Origin of the sequence: Cohnella suwonensis (assembly GCF_042655365.1) — a bacterium.
GTDB lineage: Bacteria > Bacillota > Bacilli > Paenibacillales > Paenibacillaceae > Cohnella > Cohnella suwonensis.
Window position 1 is genome coordinate 202,848 of record NZ_JBHSMH010000111.1, and the last position, 20,867, is coordinate 223,714.

Annotated in this window: 19 protein-coding genes and 3 pseudogenes; 5 read left to right on the forward strand and 17 right to left on the reverse strand. The window is 54.8% G+C overall.

All coding sequences use genetic code 11. The features are described 5' to 3' along the window. Positions 1 to 158: 158 nt before the first annotated feature. A complete protein-coding gene (locus tag ACFPPD_RS24220) occupies positions 159 to 1,181 on the reverse strand; it encodes an AraC family transcriptional regulator (RefSeq protein ID WP_209744166.1) in 1,023 nt (340 codons plus the stop codon). 137 nt (positions 1,182 to 1,318) lie between these two features. On the opposite strand from ACFPPD_RS24220, the gene ACFPPD_RS24225 reads away from it, so the two are divergent. Next, positions 1,319 to 1,900 (forward strand): NAD(P)H-dependent oxidoreductase, encoded by a 582-nt coding sequence (locus ACFPPD_RS24225; RefSeq protein WP_209744169.1) that lies wholly within the window; start codon positions 1,319 to 1,321, stop codon positions 1,898 to 1,900. A 70-nt stretch (positions 1,901 to 1,970) separates the two neighbouring features. On the opposite strand, the gene ACFPPD_RS24230 is transcribed toward ACFPPD_RS24225, so the two are convergent. The 4 genes from ACFPPD_RS24230 to ACFPPD_RS24245 all read right to left on the reverse strand — a co-directional run bounded on the left by ACFPPD_RS24230 (position 1,971) and on the right by ACFPPD_RS24245 (position 4,841). Continuing rightward, on the reverse strand, positions 1,971 to 2,162 hold the full coding sequence (locus ACFPPD_RS24230; protein WP_378083738.1) for an SDR family oxidoreductase: 192 nt from the start codon (positions 2,160 to 2,162) through the stop codon (positions 1,971 to 1,973). Between the two features lie 47 nt (positions 2,163 to 2,209). After that, a complete protein-coding gene (locus ACFPPD_RS24235; protein ID WP_209744172.1) occupies positions 2,210 to 3,004 on the reverse strand; it encodes a hypothetical protein in 795 nt (264 codons plus the stop codon). Positions 3,005 to 3,080: 76 nt separating this feature from the next. Next, positions 3,081 to 3,848, reverse strand: a complete 768-nt coding sequence (locus tag ACFPPD_RS24240; RefSeq protein ID WP_209744175.1) for a TIM barrel protein — start codon at positions 3,846 to 3,848, stop codon at positions 3,081 to 3,083. Between the two features lie 24 nt (positions 3,849 to 3,872). Next, positions 3,873 to 4,841: a Gfo/Idh/MocA family protein gene (locus ACFPPD_RS24245; protein WP_209744178.1), complete on the reverse strand. Its 969-nt coding sequence runs from the start codon at positions 4,839 to 4,841 to the stop codon at positions 3,873 to 3,875. 129 nt (positions 4,842 to 4,970) lie between these two features. On the opposite strand from ACFPPD_RS24245, the gene ACFPPD_RS24250 reads away from it, so the two are divergent. Beyond that, complete coding sequence (locus tag ACFPPD_RS24250) at positions 4,971 to 5,807, forward strand: AraC family transcriptional regulator (RefSeq protein WP_209744181.1); 837 nt, start codon at positions 4,971 to 4,973, stop codon at positions 5,805 to 5,807. 186 nt (positions 5,808 to 5,993) lie between these two features. Here the strand turns inward: ACFPPD_RS24250 and ACFPPD_RS24255 are convergent, their stop codons facing one another. The 8 genes and pseudogenes from ACFPPD_RS24255 to ACFPPD_RS24290 all read right to left on the reverse strand — a co-directional run bounded on the left by ACFPPD_RS24255 (position 5,994) and on the right by ACFPPD_RS24290 (position 15,318). Then, positions 5,994 to 6,962: an NAD(P)-dependent alcohol dehydrogenase gene (locus ACFPPD_RS24255; protein WP_209744184.1), complete on the reverse strand. Its 969-nt coding sequence runs from the start codon at positions 6,960 to 6,962 to the stop codon at positions 5,994 to 5,996. A 13-nt stretch (positions 6,963 to 6,975) separates the two neighbouring features. Next, positions 6,976 to 7,937, reverse strand: a pseudogene (locus tag ACFPPD_RS24260) (NAD(P)-dependent alcohol dehydrogenase). 22 nt (positions 7,938 to 7,959) lie between these two features. Continuing rightward, positions 7,960 to 8,235: a hypothetical protein gene (locus ACFPPD_RS24265; protein WP_209744187.1), complete on the reverse strand. Its 276-nt coding sequence runs from the start codon at positions 8,233 to 8,235 to the stop codon at positions 7,960 to 7,962. Positions 8,236 to 8,403: 168 nt separating this feature from the next. Then, positions 8,404 to 11,037, reverse strand: a complete 2,634-nt coding sequence (locus tag ACFPPD_RS24270) for a winged helix-turn-helix domain-containing protein (protein WP_209744189.1) — start codon at positions 11,035 to 11,037, stop codon at positions 8,404 to 8,406. A gap of 34 nt (positions 11,038 to 11,071) precedes the next feature. Next, positions 11,072 to 12,910: a UbiD family decarboxylase gene (locus ACFPPD_RS24275; protein ID WP_209744192.1), complete on the reverse strand. Its 1,839-nt coding sequence runs from the start codon at positions 12,908 to 12,910 to the stop codon at positions 11,072 to 11,074. Positions 12,911 to 13,530: 620 nt separating this feature from the next. Next, the gene (locus tag ACFPPD_RS24280) at positions 13,531 to 13,755 is read right to left on the reverse strand and encodes a helix-turn-helix transcriptional regulator (protein ID WP_209744195.1); all 225 of its coding nucleotides are present in this window, start codon (positions 13,753 to 13,755) and stop codon (positions 13,531 to 13,533) included. A 1-nt stretch (position 13,756) separates the two neighbouring features. Next, the gene (locus ACFPPD_RS24285) at positions 13,757 to 14,203 is read right to left on the reverse strand and encodes a hypothetical protein (RefSeq protein ID WP_209744198.1); all 447 of its coding nucleotides are present in this window, start codon (positions 14,201 to 14,203) and stop codon (positions 13,757 to 13,759) included. A 191-nt stretch (positions 14,204 to 14,394) separates the two neighbouring features. Next, entirely contained in the window at positions 14,395 to 15,318 is a 924-nt protein-coding gene (locus tag ACFPPD_RS24290; protein WP_209744200.1) for an NADP-dependent oxidoreductase, read from the reverse strand. 83 nt (positions 15,319 to 15,401) lie between these two features. Here ACFPPD_RS24290 and ACFPPD_RS24295 point away from each other — a divergent pair, with 83 nt between their 5' ends. From ACFPPD_RS24295 to ACFPPD_RS24305, 3 genes and pseudogenes are all read left to right on the forward strand, one after another. Next, positions 15,402 to 15,686, forward strand: a complete 285-nt coding sequence (locus ACFPPD_RS24295; protein ID WP_209744203.1) for a MarR family winged helix-turn-helix transcriptional regulator — start codon at positions 15,402 to 15,404, stop codon at positions 15,684 to 15,686. Between the two features lie 269 nt (positions 15,687 to 15,955). Beyond that, a pseudogene (locus ACFPPD_RS24300) lies at positions 15,956 to 16,529 on the forward strand (transcriptional regulator). Between the two features lie 127 nt (positions 16,530 to 16,656). Beyond that, positions 16,657 to 17,631, forward strand: a complete 975-nt coding sequence (locus ACFPPD_RS24305) for an aldo/keto reductase family protein (RefSeq protein WP_209744206.1) — start codon at positions 16,657 to 16,659, stop codon at positions 17,629 to 17,631. Positions 17,632 to 17,742: 111 nt separating this feature from the next. On the opposite strand, the gene ACFPPD_RS24310 is transcribed toward ACFPPD_RS24305, so the two are convergent. The 4 genes and pseudogenes from ACFPPD_RS24310 to ACFPPD_RS24325 all read right to left on the reverse strand — a co-directional run bounded on the left by ACFPPD_RS24310 (position 17,743) and on the right by ACFPPD_RS24325 (position 20,863). Next, positions 17,743 to 18,207: a DinB family protein gene (locus tag ACFPPD_RS24310; RefSeq protein WP_209744210.1), complete on the reverse strand. Its 465-nt coding sequence runs from the start codon at positions 18,205 to 18,207 to the stop codon at positions 17,743 to 17,745. A gap of 103 nt (positions 18,208 to 18,310) precedes the next feature. After that, positions 18,311 to 18,913: pseudogene (locus ACFPPD_RS24315) on the reverse strand (IS1595 family transposase); the annotation flags it as partial. Between the two features lie 46 nt (positions 18,914 to 18,959). Then, positions 18,960 to 19,865 carry a phosphotransferase family protein gene (locus ACFPPD_RS24320; RefSeq protein ID WP_209744213.1) on the reverse strand — a complete coding sequence of 302 codons (906 nt, stop codon included), beginning with the start codon at positions 19,863 to 19,865 and terminating at the stop codon, positions 18,960 to 18,962. Positions 19,866 to 19,912: 47 nt separating this feature from the next. After that, positions 19,913 to 20,863: a glycoside hydrolase family 43 protein gene (locus ACFPPD_RS24325; RefSeq protein WP_209744216.1), complete on the reverse strand. Its 951-nt coding sequence runs from the start codon at positions 20,861 to 20,863 to the stop codon at positions 19,913 to 19,915. Positions 20,864 to 20,867: the final 4 nt, after the last annotated feature.

The following is a 20,867-nucleotide window of genomic DNA, read 5'->3' on the forward strand; positions in this document are numbered from 1 at the left end:
TCTATTAACAATATAAGGCGAGGTTGTTAGAAGACTTGTGTGGTAAATGTTAGAAATGTATGGATGAAAATCGATCTTTCGACATATGAACCAAAAAAACGCATGCCGCCAGCCCCAATTCGGACGGCTACATGCGGTTCTTAGGAATAACTTCAAACTCAGCGAATGGATGCCTCGGTACGTGCATAAGCCCGGTACTGGCCCGGCGTCTGCCCGGTCCATTTCTTGAAAGCGCTCTGGAAAGCGCTCGGTTCCGAGAAATGAAGCGCGTATGCGATGTCTCCGACCGAAAACTCTCTTTTCTTCAAATAGCCGATCGCGAGTTCTTTGCGCACTCGCGTCGTCAATTCGACGTAAGAAGTATTCTCTTCCTTCAGCTTGTTCTGAAGCGTCCTCGTGCTCGTTCCGAAAGAATCCGCAGTCTGGCGCAACGTGGGGAAGTACGCGGGCATGCACGTTCGGAACCATTCGACGACCCGTTCGGCGTACGCGCCTTCCCTTTCCCATCCGGAAAGCGTGTCTTGGACGATCGTCTCGAACAAGGCCAGCAGCTTCGAGTCAGCATACAGGACCGGATGGTTCAGCGCATCCTTGTCCAGTAAGAGCCTCGTCGACCGTTCGCCGAAACGGGGAACGACGCCGAACGTCCGGACGTAAGGCTCGACATCGGCTGGCGCATCGTGGGCGAAATGAACCGCCCGCAACGAAATCGGTCGATTGCCGAGCTTCGCCATTAACCGGTAAAGCGAATGGGCCATGTCCTCTACGCAATGGCGGGAAAGCGAGCCTTCATGCTGCGTGAACAAGCGGATCGACGCCTCGTCGCCCCGAACGTCCCAATCCAAGTTAATTCCGCTGCACAGAATATCGTTATATCTCCGGTAGGCGGACAACGCGTCGGAGATCGTTTTCGAATGCAGCATGACGTAACCGAGAACGCCCATGTCCGCGAATTCCATCATGCCGCCTTGGCTTAAGCCGAAGTAGTCGTCGTTCGTATAGGCCGCCGCTTCGAGCATCAGCCTCTCCAACTCCTTCCCGTCGATTCTCGCTTCAACGTCTTGAAGAAGCGAATAATCGAAAGAAGCGGCGCGACAAAACAGTTCCGCTTCGTAGCCTTTATGGACGAGCGTTTTCATGATCGGATAAACCATGGAAATCGCGATTCCCCGGGACTTCATGCCGCTCCCCTCCTTTGCGCGAATGAACAATTCCGTTGCGTCCGCGATCATAGGATTCGTCTCCGGATCGCCTTATGCTTAGCACAGATGCTCTTCGCTTAGTGTATCACGGAGACAATCGGAGGAGGAATAGGAGAATGAAATCGAACGTTCTCGTCATTAACGGGCATCCCGATGACCGGAGCTTCTGCGCGGCGCTGTCCGACGCTTACCGGGAAGGCGCGGCCGGCAACCGGGCAACCGTCAAGACCATCGATCTCGGCCGAATCGACTTCGTGCCGATCCTGAAATTCGGCTATCGCCAAAGAATCGAACTGGAGCCGCCGCTGCTGGAGGCGCAAGAGCTGATCCGATGGGCGGATCATCTCGTATTCGTCTACCCGACCTGGTGGGGTACGATGCCCGCCCTTCTGAAGGGTTTCGTCGACCGCGTCTTCTTGCCGGGGTTCGCCTTCAAATATCGGGAAAACTCCGTCTTGTGGGATAAGCTGCTGAAAGGGAAAACGGCGCGCCTGATCGTCACGTCCGACACTCCGTCCTGGTACAACCGGATTTTCTACAAGCGCGCCGGCCATCTTGTCATGCAACGGAACATTCTTAAATTCTGCGGAATCACCCCCGTGAAGATTACCGAGATCGGTCCCGTAAAGTCGTCTACGCTAGAACGGCGGGACCAATGGTTGACCGAAGTCCGGCGTCTCGGAGAGCGTTTGGCGTAACGAAAGAGACGGAACCACCTGCTGAGGCTCCGTCTCTTCGATTGTCCGGCTGACGGAACGGAAGATCGGCTTACAAAAACATGCCGCCCGACGCCTCGATGCGCTGCGCGTTGACCCAGCCCGTCTCCGGCGAGCATAACGCCGCGACGAGACTTCCGATATCGTCGGGCTCGCCGGCTCTGCCGAGCGCGGTCTGCGAACCGATATAGTTCCTCATGTCTTCGCTCGCCTTCAACCTGCCGCCTCCGAAATCGGTCGCGATCGCGTATTACGATGATCCCGAGTATGTTCGCAAATTGGACGAGCACCTTATTCGATTTCGGCAAACCGAAGGTTCGTTAACGTAAATCGTCCCGCTTCATAACGGACATCCGCGTCGATCGTACCGATGTATTCGGGGGTTACGAACGCGACGACGTGCATGCCGGCGCCGAACTGGGCCTTTATTCCCCCGTCCTCCACGATGAACCGGACGATACTTCCGAACAGAAAGCCGTCGTCGATCGGGCCGTAATCGTCGGATTGGTATTTCTTCAGGCTGATCGCGCGGTGCTTGCCTTCGATCGCGATATCCCCGGTCAACTCGCCGTCGACCGTCACGATCTTCAGATCCGTCGCTTCGCGGAGCTGGGACAAGTATTCGTCCGGCGAGAAGAGACGGTCATCGAACGTAACCGGATCCACTAAGCGCAGTTCGTCGACGGATACGCCGGTTCCCGATCCGACGGTAAAGGCAATCGCGAGTTCCTCTCGCCCGTCTCCGTCGAAATCGCGAAGCCGCATGCTCGGTTCGATGCCCCTCGGCGTCATGTACAACCAATCGTCATACGTATGTCGCTTATCCCCCGCCTGAACGATGACGCCGCCGGCTTCACGGCCATATACGCTGACGTCGCGCCCCGGAATCGTTCCCAGTAAGATGTTGTCCTTCCGCGCGGCATCCTCAAGGGAAGCCGCCGCTTGTGCGGTCGGCTCCGCCGCAACGCTCCCGGTTGCGGACGGAATCGATGTTTTTTCGTCTCCGGAGGAACACGCCGTCGCCAGCAACCACGTCCCGAGCGCGACCGCCATCGCGAACGTCGCCTTTCTTTTGCCTCTTTCCATGCCCCGCAGCTCCTTTCGTTAGCTCTTCGCTATCAAAACGATGCCGGCTGGAAAAAGTTGCTTATACTCGGCTGCGTTACTCCACTTTCGACAATATTTCTTCCTTGTATTGACGGATCGCCTCGTCGGTGTCGATCGTGTACCCGCATTCCAAGCCGACGAAGCCGTCGAAGCCGGTCCCCTTGATCGCCCGCAGGATGTTGACGTAATTCAGCTCGCCCGTCCCCGGCTGCTTGCGCCCCGGGTTGTCCGCGATATGGTAATGGTTGATCCGATCGATGTAACCGGTCGCGTTGCGGATGACGTTGCCTTCCGTAATCTGCTGATGGTATACGTCAAAGACGAGCTTGACGTTCGGGCTGCCGACTTGGTCGACGACGTCGACCGATTCGTCGGAACGCTGCAGGAAATGGCCCGCGTGATCGACGAGCCCATTCAGCGGCTCGACCTCCAGCACGATGCCCGCCTCTTCGAACAACGGGGCGCAGCGCTTCAGCGTTTCGACCATGACTTGCCTCTGGGCGTCCCGCGGTACGCCGTCGAGCGCATTGCCGGTCTGGGAAATGACCGAGCGAACGTTCAGCATTTTGCAGGCTTCTATCGTCTGCCGAACGCCTTCCATATACGCATCCCTCAGCGATTCGTCGACCAAGCTAATGAACTTCGTGCAAGTGGCGCTAAGGCCGACGCCGATTCTCTCTTGTTCCTTGGCCGTCCGGCGCAAATCTTGCAAATCCCACCAAGCGTAATACTCCAAGCCGTGAAAGCCGTGATCCTTGATTTTCTCCAGATGATAAACCTCGTCCTTGCCCGGATAAGCCCCGATGCACAATGAATATTTCATAGGAAATTCCGTCCCCTTTCTTGATTAAAGCCGAATCGGTAGTCCCGAAGCCGCGGAGTCGTTGGCCGCGATCGTGACGTCGTGCGTCTTGAGCGAGTCCTCGTAATCGGATAAGATTCTCGACGCGTCCCCTGTGCGAAGCGCATGGAGGAAGGCTTCGTCCTCCGAGAAATAAGGATTCGATTCGTTCGGATGTTTCCTGGTGCCTTCTCTCGCGATCTCCGTCAACCCGTCGCTTCTTAGCTCCAGCACGCCGTTCTCCGTGTACACGTCCAAGCCGACATGGTGACCGACCGGAAGCAGACACGTATTCGAGATCGTCGCGACCATGCCATTCGCCAGCTTCATCGTCACCGCACCGACGTCCGGCACGTCCGTTCCCTCGACTTTGTCCCCCATCACCTTCAACGCGTAAGCCGCGTATACCTCCTTGACTTCTCCGCACAAATAGCGCAACAAGTCGACGATATGCGTCGTCTGCTCCACGAATTGGCCGCCCGATCTCGCTTGAACCCTCCACCAAGGTACCATCGGCATGCCGCCCATCCAATAACCGAGCGCCATGCCCGCTTTGCCGTTCTCCAATATCCGCTTGGCCGCCGCCGCGGATTGGTCGTATCTCCAATGGTATCCGACGGAAGTGATTAGCTTGCTTGCTTTGACTTTTGCGCCGATCGCCTCCGGAAGCTCCCGATCGGTGCCCAGAGGCTTCTCGACGAGAAACGGAATGCCTCTTTCGACGAGCTTCAGTTCCGCTTCACCGTGAGCCATCGGCGGCACGCACACGTAAACGCCGTCCAGCGCGGAATCGTCCAGCATGTCGTCCAGATTGGAGAACGCTTTCGCGTTCGCATGCTCCGAAGCCGCCTTCTCGGCTCGCGAGAGATCGACGTCGTAGAACGAGACCAGGCGCGCGCCGTCCATTTGCACCAAATTTTTAATATGATGATTCGCAATGCCGCCCGTTCCGATAAAACCCAGCTTCAATGTCATGGACCGATCCACTCCCGTAATTAGGATATCGAATAATTCAACTACGAGATCATTGTAGACCAGCAATAATCGGATTAAAATATAATATACTTCGTAATTGATATAGAAAAATGAAACTAGAGGTGCGTCATGTCGACATCTTATGGCAGGCATTTCGTCACGACGGAATGGGATCGTGCGCTTCCCCTTCATCTGACGAGCGTCGGTCTGGTGGAGCATCAATCTCCCATCGACCGGGAGCAAGGTTTCGGGAGCTACCACTGGTTGCACACGGTCGAAGGTTGCGGACAATTCACGGTTAACGGGACGACGACGAAGCTGTTGCCGAACGAGGGCATTCTGATGAGAACCGGCACGCCCCACAGCTATTGGCCGGATTCCGAGCGGTGGACGACGTGGTATATGACGTTCGACGGAGCGCTCGCGAATCCGATCGCCGCGTCGCTCGAACTTCCTATGTCGCAGCCCTTGAGCTGGAGCGACGATTGCCCGCTCGCGTTCATTCATGAGCAATACGGCGAGAAATTCGGCTATAGCTTCGACTTCGCGGGCGTTAACGGATCGCTTGAAGTGTACTCGTTCTTGGCGTTGCTCAAGAAATACGGCCAATCGAGCGGACAACCTTCCTTGTCCAAAGGACACGAGAGACTGAAGCCGATCTACCTGCTGATCGAAGAACGATACGGGGATCCGACGCTCGGACTCGACCGAATGGCGCAAGTGCTCGACATTAGCCCGCAATATTTGAATAAATTATTCCGGACGAACTGGGGGATCAGTCCCTATCAATATTTAGTGCAATTCCGAATTCAGAAATCGAAGGAACTGCTACTCGCGGACCGGAACCGAACAGTGAAGGAAATCGCGGCGGACGTCGGCTTTCAGGACGACAGCCATTTCGTGCATACTTTCCGCAAGCTGTCCGGGACGACGCCGGTGCAATTCCGTTCGCTGTTCGGCAAATAAAGAAAACCATGCCGGTTGGCGTGGTTTCGGGATTCGCTCTTTAAGATTCTTTTATCAAAGTCATAGGGGCGAGTTCTGACCCGCGGATCACGGCAATAACCATGGATAAGCGCAATCGAGGGAGGAACGCGGAATGAAGTTGCGCAAAGCCGTTTACCGCAACATTCGATTCCGGAATTCCTTTTCCTACAAAGTAATGACGACGTTTCCCTTTTTGCGTCCAGTATCCACGTACCGATGAGCCTCGACGATCATCTCCAGCGGGTAGCGTCGGTCGATGACCGGTACGAGCTTGCCTTCATCGATAAGCTCGCCGAGAAATTGCAAATCTTCGATCTTCTCGCTCGATGCGCCCGATATAACCTTCTTGCCCGTCGTCATCGAGGTCCACAGCCCTCGAAACACATGCCCGGTCTCCATGACGGCCAGCAGGTAGAAGCCTTTCGGTTTCAGCATGGCGATGCATGCCGAATAGGGGCTCTTGCCTACCGTATCGAACACGATGTCGTAGCTCTCTCCGCTTCGAGAGACACTCTCTTTCTCATAATCGATCACCGCGTCCGCACCCAGCGCCCGAACCCATTCCGCGTTGGCTGCACTGCATACGGCCGTCACCTTCGCGCCAAAATACTTTGCCAGCTGCACGACATACGTGCCTACGCTTCCCGAAGCGCCGTAGACGAGAACGTTGGATCCGCGCGCGATCTTCCCTTTACGCAGAAAATGCAACGCGGTCAGCGCCCCGACGGGTACGGCGGCGGCTTCCTCGTAGGTCATGCCGGCGGGTTTGGCTGCAATCGCCGTCTTTTCGGGAAGGCAAATATATTCCGCGTACGTCCCGAAGGCGAATCCCGATACTCCGAACACGGCGTCGCCGATCCGGAATCTGCTCGCCTCGCTGCCTACGGCGTCGACGACGCCGGCGAATTCGATGCCGAGAATCGGTTTTCTCGGTTTGCCGAAGCCGAGCACGAATTTCATCGGAAGCCAGAACATCGGAGGCGGCGTGAAGCTCCTCACTCTGCAGTCCCCCGCCGACACCGTCGTCGCGATGATTCTGATCCGGATCTCATTCTTCTTCGGAACGGGCATTGCTACGTCTTGGATCTCCAGCACTTCCGGAGGCCCGAACTTGCGGCATACGGCCGCTCTCATACGCGTAACCCCCTTATCGGATGTCGATGACGACGTTTCCTCTCTTATGGCCCTGCTCCACGTACGCGTGAGCTTCGGCGATCCGCTCTAGCGGATAATGCCGGTCGATCACCGGTCGGATGCGGCCCGCTACGGCAAGCTCATTCAGGAACAGCAGGTTTTCTTTGTTCTGCTTAAGGCCCGTAGCCGAGAAAATCGCCCGCTTGTCGCCGAATTTCTTCGTCCACATCGTCTGAAACAGAATGGCGGGAGTCGGCACCGTCCCGAGGTACGCGCCCCCTGCTTTCAGAATGCTTTTGCATTTCGAGAAAGAGCTCTTCCCGACCGCGTCGAACACGACGTCGAAGGCTTCGCCGAGTCTCGTAAAATCTTCGTTCGCATAATCGATCGCCCGGTCGGCTCCATGGGAGAGGACGAGCGGAGCGTTCGCTCCGCCGCATACCGCTGTCACGTCCGCCCCGTAATGCTTGGCAATCTGCACGGCGTAGATGCCGACGGCCCCGGACGCCCCGTTGATCAACACCTTTTGCCCGCTTCGGATTCTCGCGATGTCCCTCAGGAAGGTCAGAACGGTTAATCCTCCGTCGCAGATCGCGACGGCCTCCCCGTAAGTCAGATGGGTCGGAATCGGCGCGAGGGCGCCCATCTCGGGCAAGCATTTGTACTCGGCATGCGCGCCGAAGGAAGTGATGGCGGACCCGTATACGCAATCTCCGGCCTTGAACAAGTAACCGCTTTGCCGACCGCCTCGACTTCCCCGGCCAGCTCGCAGCCGGGGATGTATTTGGGCTTCGTTAACCCGGCGATAAACCTCGTGGCGAACGGATTCGCCTTGCGGATAGCGCAGTCCGACGGCGTGACGACGGACGCCATGACTTTAATCAGCACTTCGTCGTCTTTGGGTACCGGCTTCTCGAACTCGCGTAACCGAAGCACGTCCGGCGAACCGTATTTAACCGCAATCGAAGCTTTCATCTTGCCATTAGAGACGCTTTGGCTATTCATCCCTGCATTCCCCTCTCTTGACCGGAGGGACGACGACGCGAAGCACCGAAATCAACGGTAAACCTAGATCGCGTATTTTCCTGAGCAACCCGTGCAACGCGGCCTGATCGGCCACGACGCCTTCGATCGACGAATCGCCGCACGGTTCCGGAATGATGGTCAGTCCGTCGAACCAGTCCGACCATCGTTCGTCCAATTGGCCCTTGATTCTGATTTGATACGTCGTCGGCTCGTTCGCTTCCGTCGGGGGGTCGTTACGGTTCGTCATCGCCTTGCACCTGCCGCGACCGAGATTCGAATCTCGGCCGCTTGATCAATTTACTCGTATTGTAACTCCGGGGCGATGGCGACGTGACCCTACTTAAGTAGGGTTCGGGGGGATTACGAGGCTGTCGTAAGGGAATGCGAGAGGCAGCGCTTCGTTCGCGCGGAGGAATCAGATCAAGCCGAGCTCGCGGGCCCGGGCGACCGCTTCCGTACGGCGCCGCACTTGCAGTTTATCGAAAATAATCCGGTTATAACCTTTCACCGTACTTAAGGCAAGAAAGAGACGATCGCAAATGTCCTGATTCGAGAGGCCGTCGGCGATGAGCCGCAGCACTTCCGATTCGCGCGTGCTGAGCGGCTCGATCAGAAGTCGAGTCAGGGCCGGAGCGGACGTGCGCGAATCGGGAAGACATTCGGTCTCGAAGACTGCGAGCAATTCGGCCGCGTAGTCCGATGTCGATCCGCGAGGGGATACTTCGGACAGCAGACGGCCCATCGGCCTGCCTTCGTCGACGAAGAGGCGAACGAATCGTTCCGGCTCCGCTAGCTCCATAGCGCGGTCAAGCAAAGGAAGCGCTTGTTCTTTCTGCCCGAGCGCGCGCAGCGAGATCGCACGTACGATCATGACTTTCAGTCGTTCGTCTTCCCAGCCTCTCTCCTCCGCTTGCAGTTGCGGTCGCTCCAGCGCTGCGATCGCGGCGGACGCGTTACCCTGCGCTAAATACGACTTGGCAAGGCTGATGGGCAGGTCGTGCTCGACGGCGACTCGGGCTGCGGCGTCCGAATCTCCGCGGCGGATCAACGCCGCGACCTCCGCCGCCGCGATATCGGGCAATTGATGAAGGTAGCCGTGACGACGAGCGAACCGGCCGGCTTCGGCCACGATGGCGGCGGCTCCCGCCTCGTCTCCCCGGGCGAGTCTTATGCGGGCGAGCATCAACTCGCAGGCGACGAATCTGTCCGTATTCTCCAGCATCCGGGCAAGCTGAACGCTTTTCCTTCCGTGTTGTTCGGCCTCGTTCAGCTCGTTCCACTCGTAATGGAGCTTCGCCAAGCCCAAATGCGCTTCGCAAACGGCGGGTATCGGCGAATCGCCCGCCATCCTCAACACGTGCCGGTACGTATCGGCAGCCGATCTGAGCCGGTTATCCGAGTGTTGGATGAGGCCGAGGCCGATCGCGGCCAACGACGCGATAAGGGAATGGCCAATAGATTCGCCGACGGCCATCGCCTCGGCGTAGGCTTTGCCGGCGGCAGCCCGGTCACCCATCAGATGATAGGCGTAACCGAGCGTCCAAGTCGTCGCCGTTCGTACGGGCAAATTCCGCGGATGCAAATACGCGAGCGCGCGGTTGGACTCGGCCAATATCGTCTCGACTTCATGCCGGCTGGCAGCCGCGGACGCGCGAATCGAGGCGATATGGCCGATGAGGTCCCTGACGTTGCCGTCTTCCTGATCTTCGATCGCGAGCCCGGCTTCTGCGACTCGCAGCTTCGGTTCGACGCCGCCGGTCTGTCCGGCCATCAACAAGACCGACGCGTAGACGACGCATAAGGAAGGTCTCGTCTCAAAGGCCAGCTCCGGCAACGACTCCAGCCAGTTCAGCACCGGAACGAATTCGCCTCGGAAGTGGAGCGGCAGCCCCTTTCCTTCCGCCAGACGGGCAGCCCTCTCCACGTCTCTCGCAGCGACCGCATGCCGGAACGCCTCCATTTCGAGGCCGTTCTCCTCATACCACTCGCTGGCCCGCGCGTGCAACGCTGCGGCGGCCTGTTCGCCGACGCTCAGGAGCAACCGTTGCTTGAGCAACTCGGCGAACAGATGGTGATAGCGATACCAACGCCGCTCGTTATCGAGAGGGACGATGAACAGGTTGATCTTTTCCAAATAGGCGAGCGTCTCTTGACCCGGCATGTCTGCGTCCCGAAGCAACACGGCATCGGCAAGAGGACCGCACAGCCGGTCCAACACTGACGTGCGCAGCAAGAACCGCTGCACGTGATCGGGCTGCCGATGAAGAACCTCTTCCAATAGATAATCCAATACGAACCGATGGCTGCCGCCGAAAGACCGGATGAAGCCGGTTGTGTCTTGATGGCCCTGCATGGAGATCGCGGCCAATTGAAGACCGGCGATCCAGCCCTCCGTCCGGGCTTCCAGCGTAACCACGTCGTCCGGCGACAAGATTAGACCCATCGCCGAGTTCAGGAATCCCGTCGCTTCGGCCAACGTGAAGCGCAAGTCCGCGGCCCTCAGCTCGTTCAGTTGATCCCTCGCGCGCAGCCGGGCCAGCGGCAAGTTCGGATCTTCCCGCGTCGCGACGACAAGGTGCATCCCCGGAGGCATGCGTTCGATGAGAAAGGCAAGCGCTTCGTCGACGGGTTTGGCATCGATGACGTGATAGTCGTCCAGCACGAGCGCGATCGGTTCGGCCCTTGCGGCAATGTCGTTCAGAACGGTCGTTAGAATCGACTCCGCGGGCGGCGAATGGGAAGATCGGAGCGCAACGAAAGCGCCTTCCCCGACATTCGCCCCCGCCGACCGCAAAGCGGCGAGAACGTAAGTCAGAAAACGCGCGATATCATTGTCCCCTTCGTCGAGCGATAGCCATGCGACCGACCGTCCGCAACCGGCGATCCATTCGCCGAGCAACGTCGTTTTGCCGAAACCGGCGGAGGCGGACACAACGGTCAGTTTGCGGTGCAACCCTTCGTTCAAACGTTCGGTCAAACGTGGCCGGCTAACGGCTTTCGGCCGAGGCGAAGGCCTATATAGCTTAGAAGACAACAACGGTACGGACATGGGAACACGAGCCTCCGGTCGTAAGGATGATCGCTTAGGTCAGGCGAATACCGTGAAGACTGCCGTCTTTTTCGAACAAGCGCTCGATGTTCTTGGCGACCGTCGGATCCGAAATTAACGGCGGCGCTTGATGCGGCTTCGAGCGGGCATCGATGATCGCGTTATCGCAAGCCCAGTGCTTGTTCTCGAACCCGGCGTTGACGCCGTGAATATCGTGGGAAGGATTGCTGCGGGTGAACGTCGCCCACAGGAAATTGGAAGTCGTCGCGCTCATGAACTCGCTATCGTCGCAGACGATGATCATCGGACAGGAGTCGAGCGGACCTTGGGCGCGGATGGCGTCGCATAAGAGTTCGATATCGCGAACCGAGGCCTTGTAATCCGAGAACGGCGATCCTTGGACGGCGACGATGCCGGGCATGACCAATCTCGCGTTGCCGAATCCCTGCAGCCCTTGCAGCGCTTCGGGAACTTCCCGGCAGAGCTCCCTCTTCTTCTCCCCGACGGCGGCGAAAACGACCTTGCTGCCGCTGTTTAATCCCGTACCCGAATAATCGAGCGTGTCGATCGTCGTATTCGTCTGGAAATGGATGTCGCGGCGAAGATCGATTCGTTCCAGCATATACGTCATAAACTCCTCCACCCGATGAGTATCGAGCGGCCGATCCTCTTCCGCCGTGATGAACAAATACTTGGCCAAGCTCAGTTGTCCCGTACCGAGAATCCGGTTGGCGATCGTAAGGGTCTCGGCAGGCTGCCTGATCGGCTGATAAGGCGTGTACCGCTCGCTGCCGATCGCGAACAGCAACGGATGCACGCCGGCGTCGTCCACCGCGTGCACTTCTTTGACGCCAGGAATTTCTTGCCGGATCGCCCCTCCCGTCAGCTCGTGGATGAGCGCGCCGAACGCGGTATCCTCTTGAGGCGGCCGGCCGACGACGGTGAACGGGAAAATGGCGTTCGGTCTGGCGTACACCTTGTGAACCCGCAGGACGGGAAAAGGATGCGTCAGGCTGTAATAGCCGAGATGATCGCCGAAAGGCCCTTCCGGCTTCGTTTCTCCCGGATGGATCTCTCCCGTGATGACGAAATCGGCGTCGTTGCTGACGCAGAAGCCGTCGATATAGCTGTAGCGGAACCGGTGGCCGGACAGCAGCCCCGCGAAGGTCAATTCGCTCATCCCTTCCGGCAAAGGCATGACGGCCGACAGCGTATGCGCCGGAGGACCGCCGATGAAGCAGCTCACTTTAAGCGGAACCCCTTGTTTGTTCGCCTTGTCCTGATGGATGCCGATGCCTCTATGAATCTGGTAATGGATGCCGACCTCTTGATCCGTGACGTAGTCGTTGCCGTTCAGTTGGACGCGGTACATGCCCAGGTTGGCGTTCATGATGCCCGGCTTATCCGGGTTCTCCGAATACACTTGAGGCAAGGTCACGAAAGCTCCGCCGTCCCCTTGCCAATGCTTAATGAAAGGCAAATCGGAAATTTTGATTTCCTGAAGGGCGACCGGCTTGCCGTCCGCTTGCTTGTGCGGCAACGCCTTCCATGCCGCCAATCCCGTGCCGACATGCTTGAACGGGTTCTTGAAAGCCGCCATCGGATCGTTGCGCAAAGCGATGACGTTCTGAACCGATTCCCACGTATCGCGGAAAATAAACTTGCTCCGTTCGACCGTCCCGAACAAGTTGGATACCGCGCGGAATCGGGATCCCTTAACGTTCTCGAACAGCAAGGCGGGACCGCCCGCTTCGAACACTTTCAAGTGGATCGCGGCCATCTCCAGGTGGGGATCCACTTCTTCGCGGATGCGAACCAAATGGCCGTGCCTCTCCAAGTCTACTATGCATTCTTCTAAGCTACGATACGTCATCTCTATACTCCAATCGTGATAATCCGGATAAGGTCTGATTACTTGCTCTGTATCGTTATTGTACCACTCCGGGAGGACGTTTAATAATCCCAAAATCGCAACCGCGACGGCTAGAGCTGAACAATCGGGACTTCACAAGGGCTTGATTCGGACGGACTTCTACATCGACGAGTTAGCCGTTTCGCCCCTACAGCCAAACAACCTGCAAATGTGCAGGTTGTTTGGCTCGTTTATTCAATGTTCGTAGACAACCTGCAAATGTGCAGGTTGTTTTCTGCTTTTCGCGAGAAACGCCTCATTTCGACTCTACAAACTGCATTTTTGCAGGTTGTTGAGTCGTTTTTACGAGATTGCCCCGAGCAAACTGCATTTTAGCAGGTTGTCGGGGACGGCGTATCAGCGAGCGGCAGAATCCAGGGAGTACGCAACATGTCCGATGGAGCGAGACTTTGGATACAAAAGAGCTAGCAGGTTTCTCGACAACCTGGCAACCCTTGACGGATTGCGCAACTAGTTATGGCGTTCATTCGAAATCCCTTAAAAGATCAGTCCGATGATGGACGTTACCGCCGCCAAAATAAACAATATCCCCGTGATTCTTGCGATACCCGACTCCGCGATTAAGCTTTATCATCTTCGTCGTAGGAGAATACTTCTTCTAGAGGGAGGTTGAAGACGCGCGCAATACGAAAAGCCAATTCCAACGATGGCGAATACTTTCCTTTTTCGATTGCGACGATCGTTTGCCGTGTCACGCCGACCCGGTCCGCGAGCTGCTGTTGGGTCATTTCCTGATGGTTAAACCGCAAAGTTCTAATGTGATTGTTAATGTGACTTTCGGCCATCTTAGACTCCTTTCCGGTAGAGATAGAGCCTCCAGAGAATGCCGGCTACCTCGGATACGAATCCCGCGAGAAACAAAATGATGAACATCGTCGACACGGGCTCGCGCATGACCAATGTTCCCATCGCGATCAGGAAGCCGAGTATGAATACGAAAAACGTCACTCGGATCGCTTTCAACTCGATTAACTTATCCAGTTCGTCCGAGAAGTTAGGAGCCTTTTCCTTCGTCGCGATCCCGTTGACGATCATGAAGATGATCTCGATGACGATTCTCGCGACCACCGATACCGGAATGAGAATCAAGATGACAGCGCCCCAGAAGCGATAGAGCTCCGTCCCCTCCAGGTTCGCGTCGTCGTACCGTAGAAACACGTACAAGCAATAAGAGCCGAAAATCAAAATCGAGCTGAACAGCGATACGACGTTCTTCTTTTCTTGATAAGACATGGGACTTCTCCTCCGCTTACTCGTTTATTATTTTACAAGTAAAGTTTTCCATACACAATGTAATATTTAAAATACTTAATGTCAAATATTTTTTACATCATATTCGAATTCTTCGCAATAAAACATGCCCCTGTCGGCGTGTTTTCCCTCTATTCTGTCCCGTTAAGACTGAAAGAATCGGGCGTTCCCGCTCACTCCATCCTTAGCACGATCCGGCCCCGGCCGTGTCCGCTTTCGCTAAGCAGATGCGCTTGCGCCGCTTCGCTCATAGGGAATACCCGCTGAACGATCGTCTTCGCCCGGCCTTCGCCGACGAGGCTCGCGATGTCCGACAAGTCTTGACTCGAAGCCAGACTGGACGGCAGCACGCGAATGCCCAGTTCCTTCCCCCGTTCGATCGGCGGTTGTCCCGTGATCGTAATAAGCGCTCCTCCTCGCTTGAGGATAGCCCACGAACGTTCAAGCGTCTCCCCGCCGACCGTGTCCAAGACGAAATCCGCGTCCCGGACGATCTCTTCGAACCGGACATTCGTATAGTCGATAGCCGTATCGACGCCGAGGGAACGGAGGAAGTCGATATTCCCGGGCCCCGAAGTCCCGATCACTTCGGCTCCTTTGATCTTCGCGAACTGGACGGCAAACAAGCCGACGCCTCCAGCCGCGCCATGCACGAGAACCCGGTCTCCCGCCTTCACGCCGGCGCTCTCGATCGCCCGCCATGCGGTCGTCGCGCCGCCGGACAGCGTCGCCGCCTCGTCGAACCCGATCGACTCGGGCTTAAGAGCGATCGCATCGGCGGGAACGGCCGTATATTCCGCATACGTTCCTTTGACGCTTCTCCCGAATACTTCTTGCCCTTGACGGAAGACGCCCGCGCCCGGTCCGACTTGTTCGACGATGCCGGCGAACGCGGTGCCCGGAATGTTCGGAAACCGAACGGACATCGGGAACAAACCTTTGCGAATTTTCCAATCGACGGGTAATACGCCAGCTGAGACGACACGCACGAGCACCTCGTCCTCTTGGGGCGCGGGCCGCGGAACCCTTTCGAGCTTCAATACATCGGTACTACCGAATTCATGGTATCTAACGGCTAACATCGAATGTTCCGACATGCGCGATCCATCCTCTCTTTGCGATCCGACAAGAACGATTTACCGCTTGATTGCGGCGGTCCGCCGCCGCAGATCAAGTCCGCATGGGCGATATGGCCGTCAAATGCGGCATCGCCCCTCGCACGGTTACGCAATTCGTAGACGCGCTCGAACAAGCGAATCTGCTCATCCGCATGCCGGATCCGGACGACCGGCGCGCCACGTTGCTGAAGCTGACCGAATCCGCGTTGCCTTTGATCGCCAAGGCTAGAACGGCGATGCAGGCTTCGGCCAAGAAGGTTCTCGCCCCGCTTCCTCCGGAGAAGCTCGCGCAACTATTCGAGATCTTGTTGCAGCTTTCCGCGCCAGTCGAGGCAGCCTCGGATTAACGCCGACATTAGCTTCATTATCTAACGGCTGCCACTGACGCTATTTCAACGAAAATAGGTGATTTGAACTTTTAACGGAACTGAGCGCCTCAATTCATAGTCGCATGGCATACTTCTACTGAAAAATAATCGAATAATAGCGATCATTTCCGTTAGAAGATAATCAAATATTAGGTATGAAGCACATACCGCATTGATACGAACAGCTCCTATGAGCGATGGCGTATTGAGGCGGTTTTTTGCTTGTTTCCGCCGGATGGGGTGAAGAGATGAGTTTGTTCGATGAAGTTTACGAGGGATGGCTTGAGAATCAAATCAAGGCGGAGAAGAATCCGAGAAGACGCGAACTGCTTCTTAAAGGATTAGAGCACGGAACATTGACGTTTTTGCGTTCGATCTGGTTCCCATCCATCGGCAACCTGAACCATTTATATCCCGAGTACGAGATACGGGATTTTAACAACGGCTGTCGCTATCTCGATCTCGCTTACATGCCTCATGGCGCTAAAGGCTGCATCGAAATTCAAGATTTCCGACGATTGGATATTCCTTCCTATCGCTTACTTGTCCATTAGAGACGATCCCGGCGTCTGCAAGCAATTAACGCTCTCCTTCGTCGGGAAATTCCTCTCCGCTAAAGTTCCGGTCGAACTGGACTAGGCGGAAGCTGAAACGATTCGTTTCGCCCGCAGATTGATGCGCCCTTTCGCGCCCCGAGAACTTTCAGCGCATTTGCGGCTATCGGAACGCCACACGAGAACGGTTCTTCATCGGTTGGCACAACTAAAAACGATCGTCGTCGCCAGCGGAAATCTAAGGTATCGCACATACCGGCTTGCGTAAGGCAACCAGCGGTGCCGTCCGACAGTAACACAAAGGTTACCAAGTGAAGGAAAAGTGCGTACTTTTCTCACGTCCGGCGATATTATATGATTCGGATGAGATCATCGAAAAAGGGGAGCAACAAAGAATGAAATATAGACGCGTAGGCAACAGTGGAATCAAAGTCAGCGAGATCGGTCTTGGCAGTTGGCTGACCTATGGTACGGCATACGAGCAAGAGGCGGCCGACGCATGCATCCGTAAAGCTTTCGAGTGCGGCATCAATTTCTTCGATACGTCCAACGCCTATAATGGAGGAGAGGGCGAGAAGGCGCTCGGAGCGGCGCTTAAGCCGTACGAACGTTCCAGCTATGTGCTTTCCACCAAGGTTTTTTTCCGGATGGGACCGGGTCCTAACGACGGCGGACTTTCCCGCAAACACATCATGGAGCAATGCGATGCCAGCCTGAAGCGGCTCGGAGTCGATTATATCGATATCTATTATTGCCACCGTTATGATAATGAAACGTCGCTCGAAGAGACCCTTCGCGCGCTCGACGACCTGACGGCGCAAGGGAAAATCCTGTATGCGGCCGTCAGCGAGTGGAGCGCCGCCCAGATCGCCGACGCGGTCGGCATCTCCAAACGGCTGAACTTGCGTCCGCTCGTGTCCAATCAGCCGATTTACAACCTGTTCGAACGTTATATCGAGCAAGAAGTGCTTCCGGTCAGCGAGAGCGCGGGCATCGGGCAAATCGTGTTCTCGCCGCTCGCGCAAGGGATTCTGACCGGTAAATACAAGCGGGGAGCCGAGCTTCCGTCGGGCAGCCGCGCGGCGAACGGGTCGGTAAACGGCGTCGTCAAAAGCTATTTGCGGGACGATGTGCTCGATTGCGTCGAAGAGTTGGACCGTTTGGCGAACGAAACCGGCGTTTCGCTTGCCCAGCTTTCGCTGGCATGGGTATTGCGCCAGCCTGGCGTAAGCTCCGCGTTGATCGGCGCGACCCGTCCGGCGCAAATCGAAGAAAACGTCAAAGCGGTCGAAGTCCGATTAAGCGCCGACGTCTTGAATGAAATCGAACGGATTTTAAAGCAGGTGGAAGGCTTCGCCCCGCTTCGGTAACGATCCTTGTTCTAAGCCCTTTCGAGGGCTTATTTATTTGGCTCTGTTTTCTTTTATTGTTGATTATTGAGGACGATAAAACCGCCCAGTGAGGCGGTTATTGACCTTATGCTATCTAACCGTTTGAAGGTGTTGCATTATTTGTTTTTCGTGATGCTTGTCATGATTAATAAACATTTCTTTTAAAAAAGTTTCCAACGTATACGCACTATTATGGAATTGTCTGATGAATGCTGATTCAGAAACCAAATTGAGTTTTAATATCAATTGTTTGCGTTGCGAAATTGCTTCCTTTAGTAAATCATGCGGTTTCATTTTCCTACCGAAAGCAACGGATGCTTCGTTAAATGCCTGCACATCATGATGTTCTTCAAGTTTTACTTCTTCATTGTTTATAATCTGATTAAGTGTCTTAATAAAGTTTTTGTCCCAACCCATAATATGACTGATAATGTCCTGAATCGACCATGTACCAACTATTTGTTTGCAAAGAACTTCATCAGAGTAAGGGGTTAAATTAGAAATAAAAACTGTCAATCTTTCTAAGTCCTTAGAGACATCAGTAATCGTTGCCACATTAAATTCCTCCAATATAGTTTTGAAAAAATCTCCGTTTAGGCTGTGAAATATGCCTTTCTAAGTTGATGGTTCGTTTCAATTACAGCATGCAGGCAGGAGATAACCAATTTGTTGCAACACCGTTAAAGCGGTCCAACCATTTTTTCAGGCGGCTGTGATAGCTGTTAACGTTTTGGATATGATACACGCCTTTTACACGCTGTTTCCCATCGGACTTAAAGCGGAAATGAGCTAAAACTTTCGCATTCGCGTAGGAACTGAATGCCCTCCACGAAACGGTGCAAAGCACGTTTGAGTCAGATAGAGTCCAATTCGATGATTCCCTGGAATGCATCGGTTGGAATTTGCTTTAGAGCGGAAAGGATCTTATGCCGCCAGTAAAATAAGGTTACATGTGTGACCTCGCCATGCATCTCCTCAGCACATTTTCTTAGTGAGTATTCAGGCAGGATTTACAACGGTAACGTTGCCGTTTGACCTCTCCGGTACGCGTTTTTACGACGAATTTCCCAAACCGCACGACAAAGTGATTTTTACAATGTGGACAAACAAGCCCATCTTTAGGCTTCTGCTCTTGAATTTCATCTATTGCTCAAACTGGGATCGTCATTCCCTTTGTTCGGGATTGCAAAAAGTAGATAAGCTCTCGTTTTCCGCTATCGTCCAAGGCATCAGCAAGCCTTTTCAATTCCTTCAAATCCATGGGTAAACCATCGGGAGCCACCTATTGACCGCTTAGGGCTATTCATTTAACGAAGCTCGTCCATCCCTTCCTTGATCATGCGCACGGCCCAGTCGTACACGCCCCGCCCCTCATAATGCCGATAATCGCATTCCAATGCCGAGATCAAAAACAAATACATATCGTACCACCGGGACCTCTTGCTCTGATTGCGGGTCAACTGTCCGATGCCGTAGCCTTGGAGAAAATACTTGTTGTTCGCGAACGTCCGAAATCCGACTTCCATGAATACATCTGCCCATAAACATCTTTCAAAGTCGATAAATCCTGTTACCGTTCCTTGCTCTATAAAGACATTGCCCGCCCATAAATCCCAATGAACTAACCTCGGTTCGGTTACTTCATCGAGATAGGCCTTGTCTCGCTCCAAGAGCTCCATGAGGACCCGCGTATCGCATTGCAAATCGATATGGAGCGCGTCCGCATCCCGAATCGCGTCTTGAAGCATGCTCTTGAAGACATCAAACCAAATAAGGCCTTGCTTATCCGCTTGGCCAAAATAACCGAATCGCTCGCCGACGATCCCGTTGATTCGCGCGTTATATTGACCGATCTGATAGTCGATCTGTTCTTTTGCCGAATCGCTAAGTTCATTCGACAGTGAATGATAGCTGGCGCCCGGCAATTTCTCTATGAAGAAATATTCCGCTTCGCAAATTTCATGACTGGCATCATAGAAGAGAACCGACGCTACGGGAACGTCGGTTTTCTCTGCAACCATGCGAATGGATCGTGCTTCGCTATCCATCATGTTTTTCTCGTGACTCATGATGATCGCGTCGGCGGGAGGCGCTATTTTCAATACAACTTCTTTGCCGTCGGATAACTCGATCAAGTAAGCCGCGTTAAAGAAGCCTTCCGTCAGCTCATTAATTCGGATCGCCGTCAAGCCGGGAAAGGCCTTTCCCGCCATCCTATGGATCGTTTCCCGCGACTGCTTGTTCTTCGTCGAACTCTCCATTATTCCATTTTCGCTTTCCGGTTAAGTTGGTTCTTTATTCTGTCATACTCTTCCTGAGTAATCTTCAGTACCGTTCCGTGCTTGAAGCGGTAAGGGAAGCTGAAGCTTTCATCCGATCTGATAAAGAGTCCGCTATCCATCTCATCGGCTACAAAAGGAACATAGCCCTGCCCTTCTCCCTCGACGCCGAAAAAGTCCAGCATCAGGCACCATTGGCCATTGCTCAGCTTATACGCTGTAGGCGCTTCATAGGCGGGGGAGCCGAGTTTTGCCATTTCCCCGTTAAAGACCTCGTTGGTTGCGTATTCACCGGTAAGGGAATCTCCTTTTTGCAGGATAATGCCTATAGGGTTGGCCTCGCTTTTGACAAACCGGTAGAACATGCCGTTTTCCTCGTATATGGCGGAATCAATGACCCCGCTGTCTTCCTTGCGGTACAGCAGCTGCGGTTTCGTATAGCTTTCAAAATCCTTCGTTCGAGAGTAATAAATGGCTTTATGCCCGTATTGATTGGACGCATGAGCCGATGACCAGTGAATGACGTAATCTTCGTTCACCTTATCGTAAATCACGTCCGGCGCCCAAAGACAGCCGAAATCCTCGTCGCCTAATTCGATCATTCTCTGCTCCGACCAGTTCACAAGGTCGGTCGATTCCCACAAGCAAAGGCATTTGCTCCCCTCTCTGACGATGTTCTCCCAGTTCCCCTTGTATTTGGTGTTAAAGTGGTTCGCTAGGCTCAAGTCAGTGGCGAGAATATAAAATTTGCCGTCATTCGTTCGCACGATCGTATGGTCGCGAACTCCTTGGTCGCCTTTATCGCTCCAGATAACGGGTTGTCCCCCGTTTACCTGTTCCCAGTTAAAGCCGTCCATACTAAGCGCAAAATAGATCTGCTCGCCATCAGGGGTTTTCTTTTCCTTAAAATGCACGAATAAATAAGCTTCCATTAGA

Excerpts from the sequence above, each read along its gene's own strand:
- ACFPPD_RS24220 (WP_209744166.1), bottom strand. The coding sequence starts at position 1,181 with ATGAAGTCCCGGGGAATCGCGATTTCCATGGTTTATCCGATCATGAAA.
- ACFPPD_RS24225 (WP_209744169.1), top strand. The coding sequence starts at position 1,319 with ATGAAATCGAACGTTCTCGTCATTAACGGGCATCCCGATGACCGGAGC.
- ACFPPD_RS24235 (WP_209744172.1), bottom strand. The coding sequence starts at position 3,004 with ATGGAAAGAGGCAAAAGAAAGGCGACGTTCGCGATGGCGGTCGCGCTC.
- ACFPPD_RS24240 (WP_209744175.1), bottom strand. The coding sequence starts at position 3,848 with ATGAAATATTCATTGTGCATCGGGGCTTATCCGGGCAAGGACGAGGTT.
- ACFPPD_RS24245 (WP_209744178.1), bottom strand. The coding sequence starts at position 4,841 with ATGACATTGAAGCTGGGTTTTATCGGAACGGGCGGCATTGCGAATCAT.
- ACFPPD_RS24250 (WP_209744181.1), top strand. The coding sequence starts at position 4,971 with ATGTCGACATCTTATGGCAGGCATTTCGTCACGACGGAATGGGATCGT.
- ACFPPD_RS24255 (WP_209744184.1), bottom strand. The coding sequence starts at position 6,962 with ATGAGAGCGGCCGTATGCCGCAAGTTCGGGCCTCCGGAAGTGCTGGAG.
- ACFPPD_RS24265 (WP_209744187.1), bottom strand. The coding sequence starts at position 8,235 with ATGACGAACCGTAACGACCCCCCGACGGAAGCGAACGAGCCGACGACG.
- ACFPPD_RS24270 (WP_209744189.1), bottom strand. The coding sequence starts at position 11,037 with ATGTCCGTACCGTTGTTGTCTTCTAAGCTATATAGGCCTTCGCCTCGG.
- ACFPPD_RS24275 (WP_209744192.1), bottom strand. The coding sequence starts at position 12,910 with ATGACGTATCGTAGCTTAGAAGAATGCATAGTAGACTTGGAGAGGCAC.
- ACFPPD_RS24280 (WP_209744195.1), bottom strand. The coding sequence starts at position 13,755 with ATGGCCGAAAGTCACATTAACAATCACATTAGAACTTTGCGGTTTAAC.
- ACFPPD_RS24285 (WP_209744198.1), bottom strand. The coding sequence starts at position 14,203 with ATGTCTTATCAAGAAAAGAAGAACGTCGTATCGCTGTTCAGCTCGATT.
- ACFPPD_RS24290 (WP_209744200.1), bottom strand. The coding sequence starts at position 15,318 with ATGTCGGAACATTCGATGTTAGCCGTTAGATACCATGAATTCGGTAGT.
- ACFPPD_RS24295 (WP_209744203.1), top strand. The coding sequence starts at position 15,402 with ATGGGCGATATGGCCGTCAAATGCGGCATCGCCCCTCGCACGGTTACG.
- ACFPPD_RS24305 (WP_209744206.1), top strand. The coding sequence starts at position 16,657 with ATGAAATATAGACGCGTAGGCAACAGTGGAATCAAAGTCAGCGAGATC.
- ACFPPD_RS24320 (WP_209744213.1), bottom strand. The coding sequence starts at position 19,865 with ATGGCGGGAAAGGCCTTTCCCGGCTTGACGGCGATCCGAATTAATGAG.
- ACFPPD_RS24325 (WP_209744216.1), bottom strand. The coding sequence starts at position 20,863 with ATGGAAGCTTATTTATTCGTGCATTTTAAGGAAAAGAAAACCCCTGAT.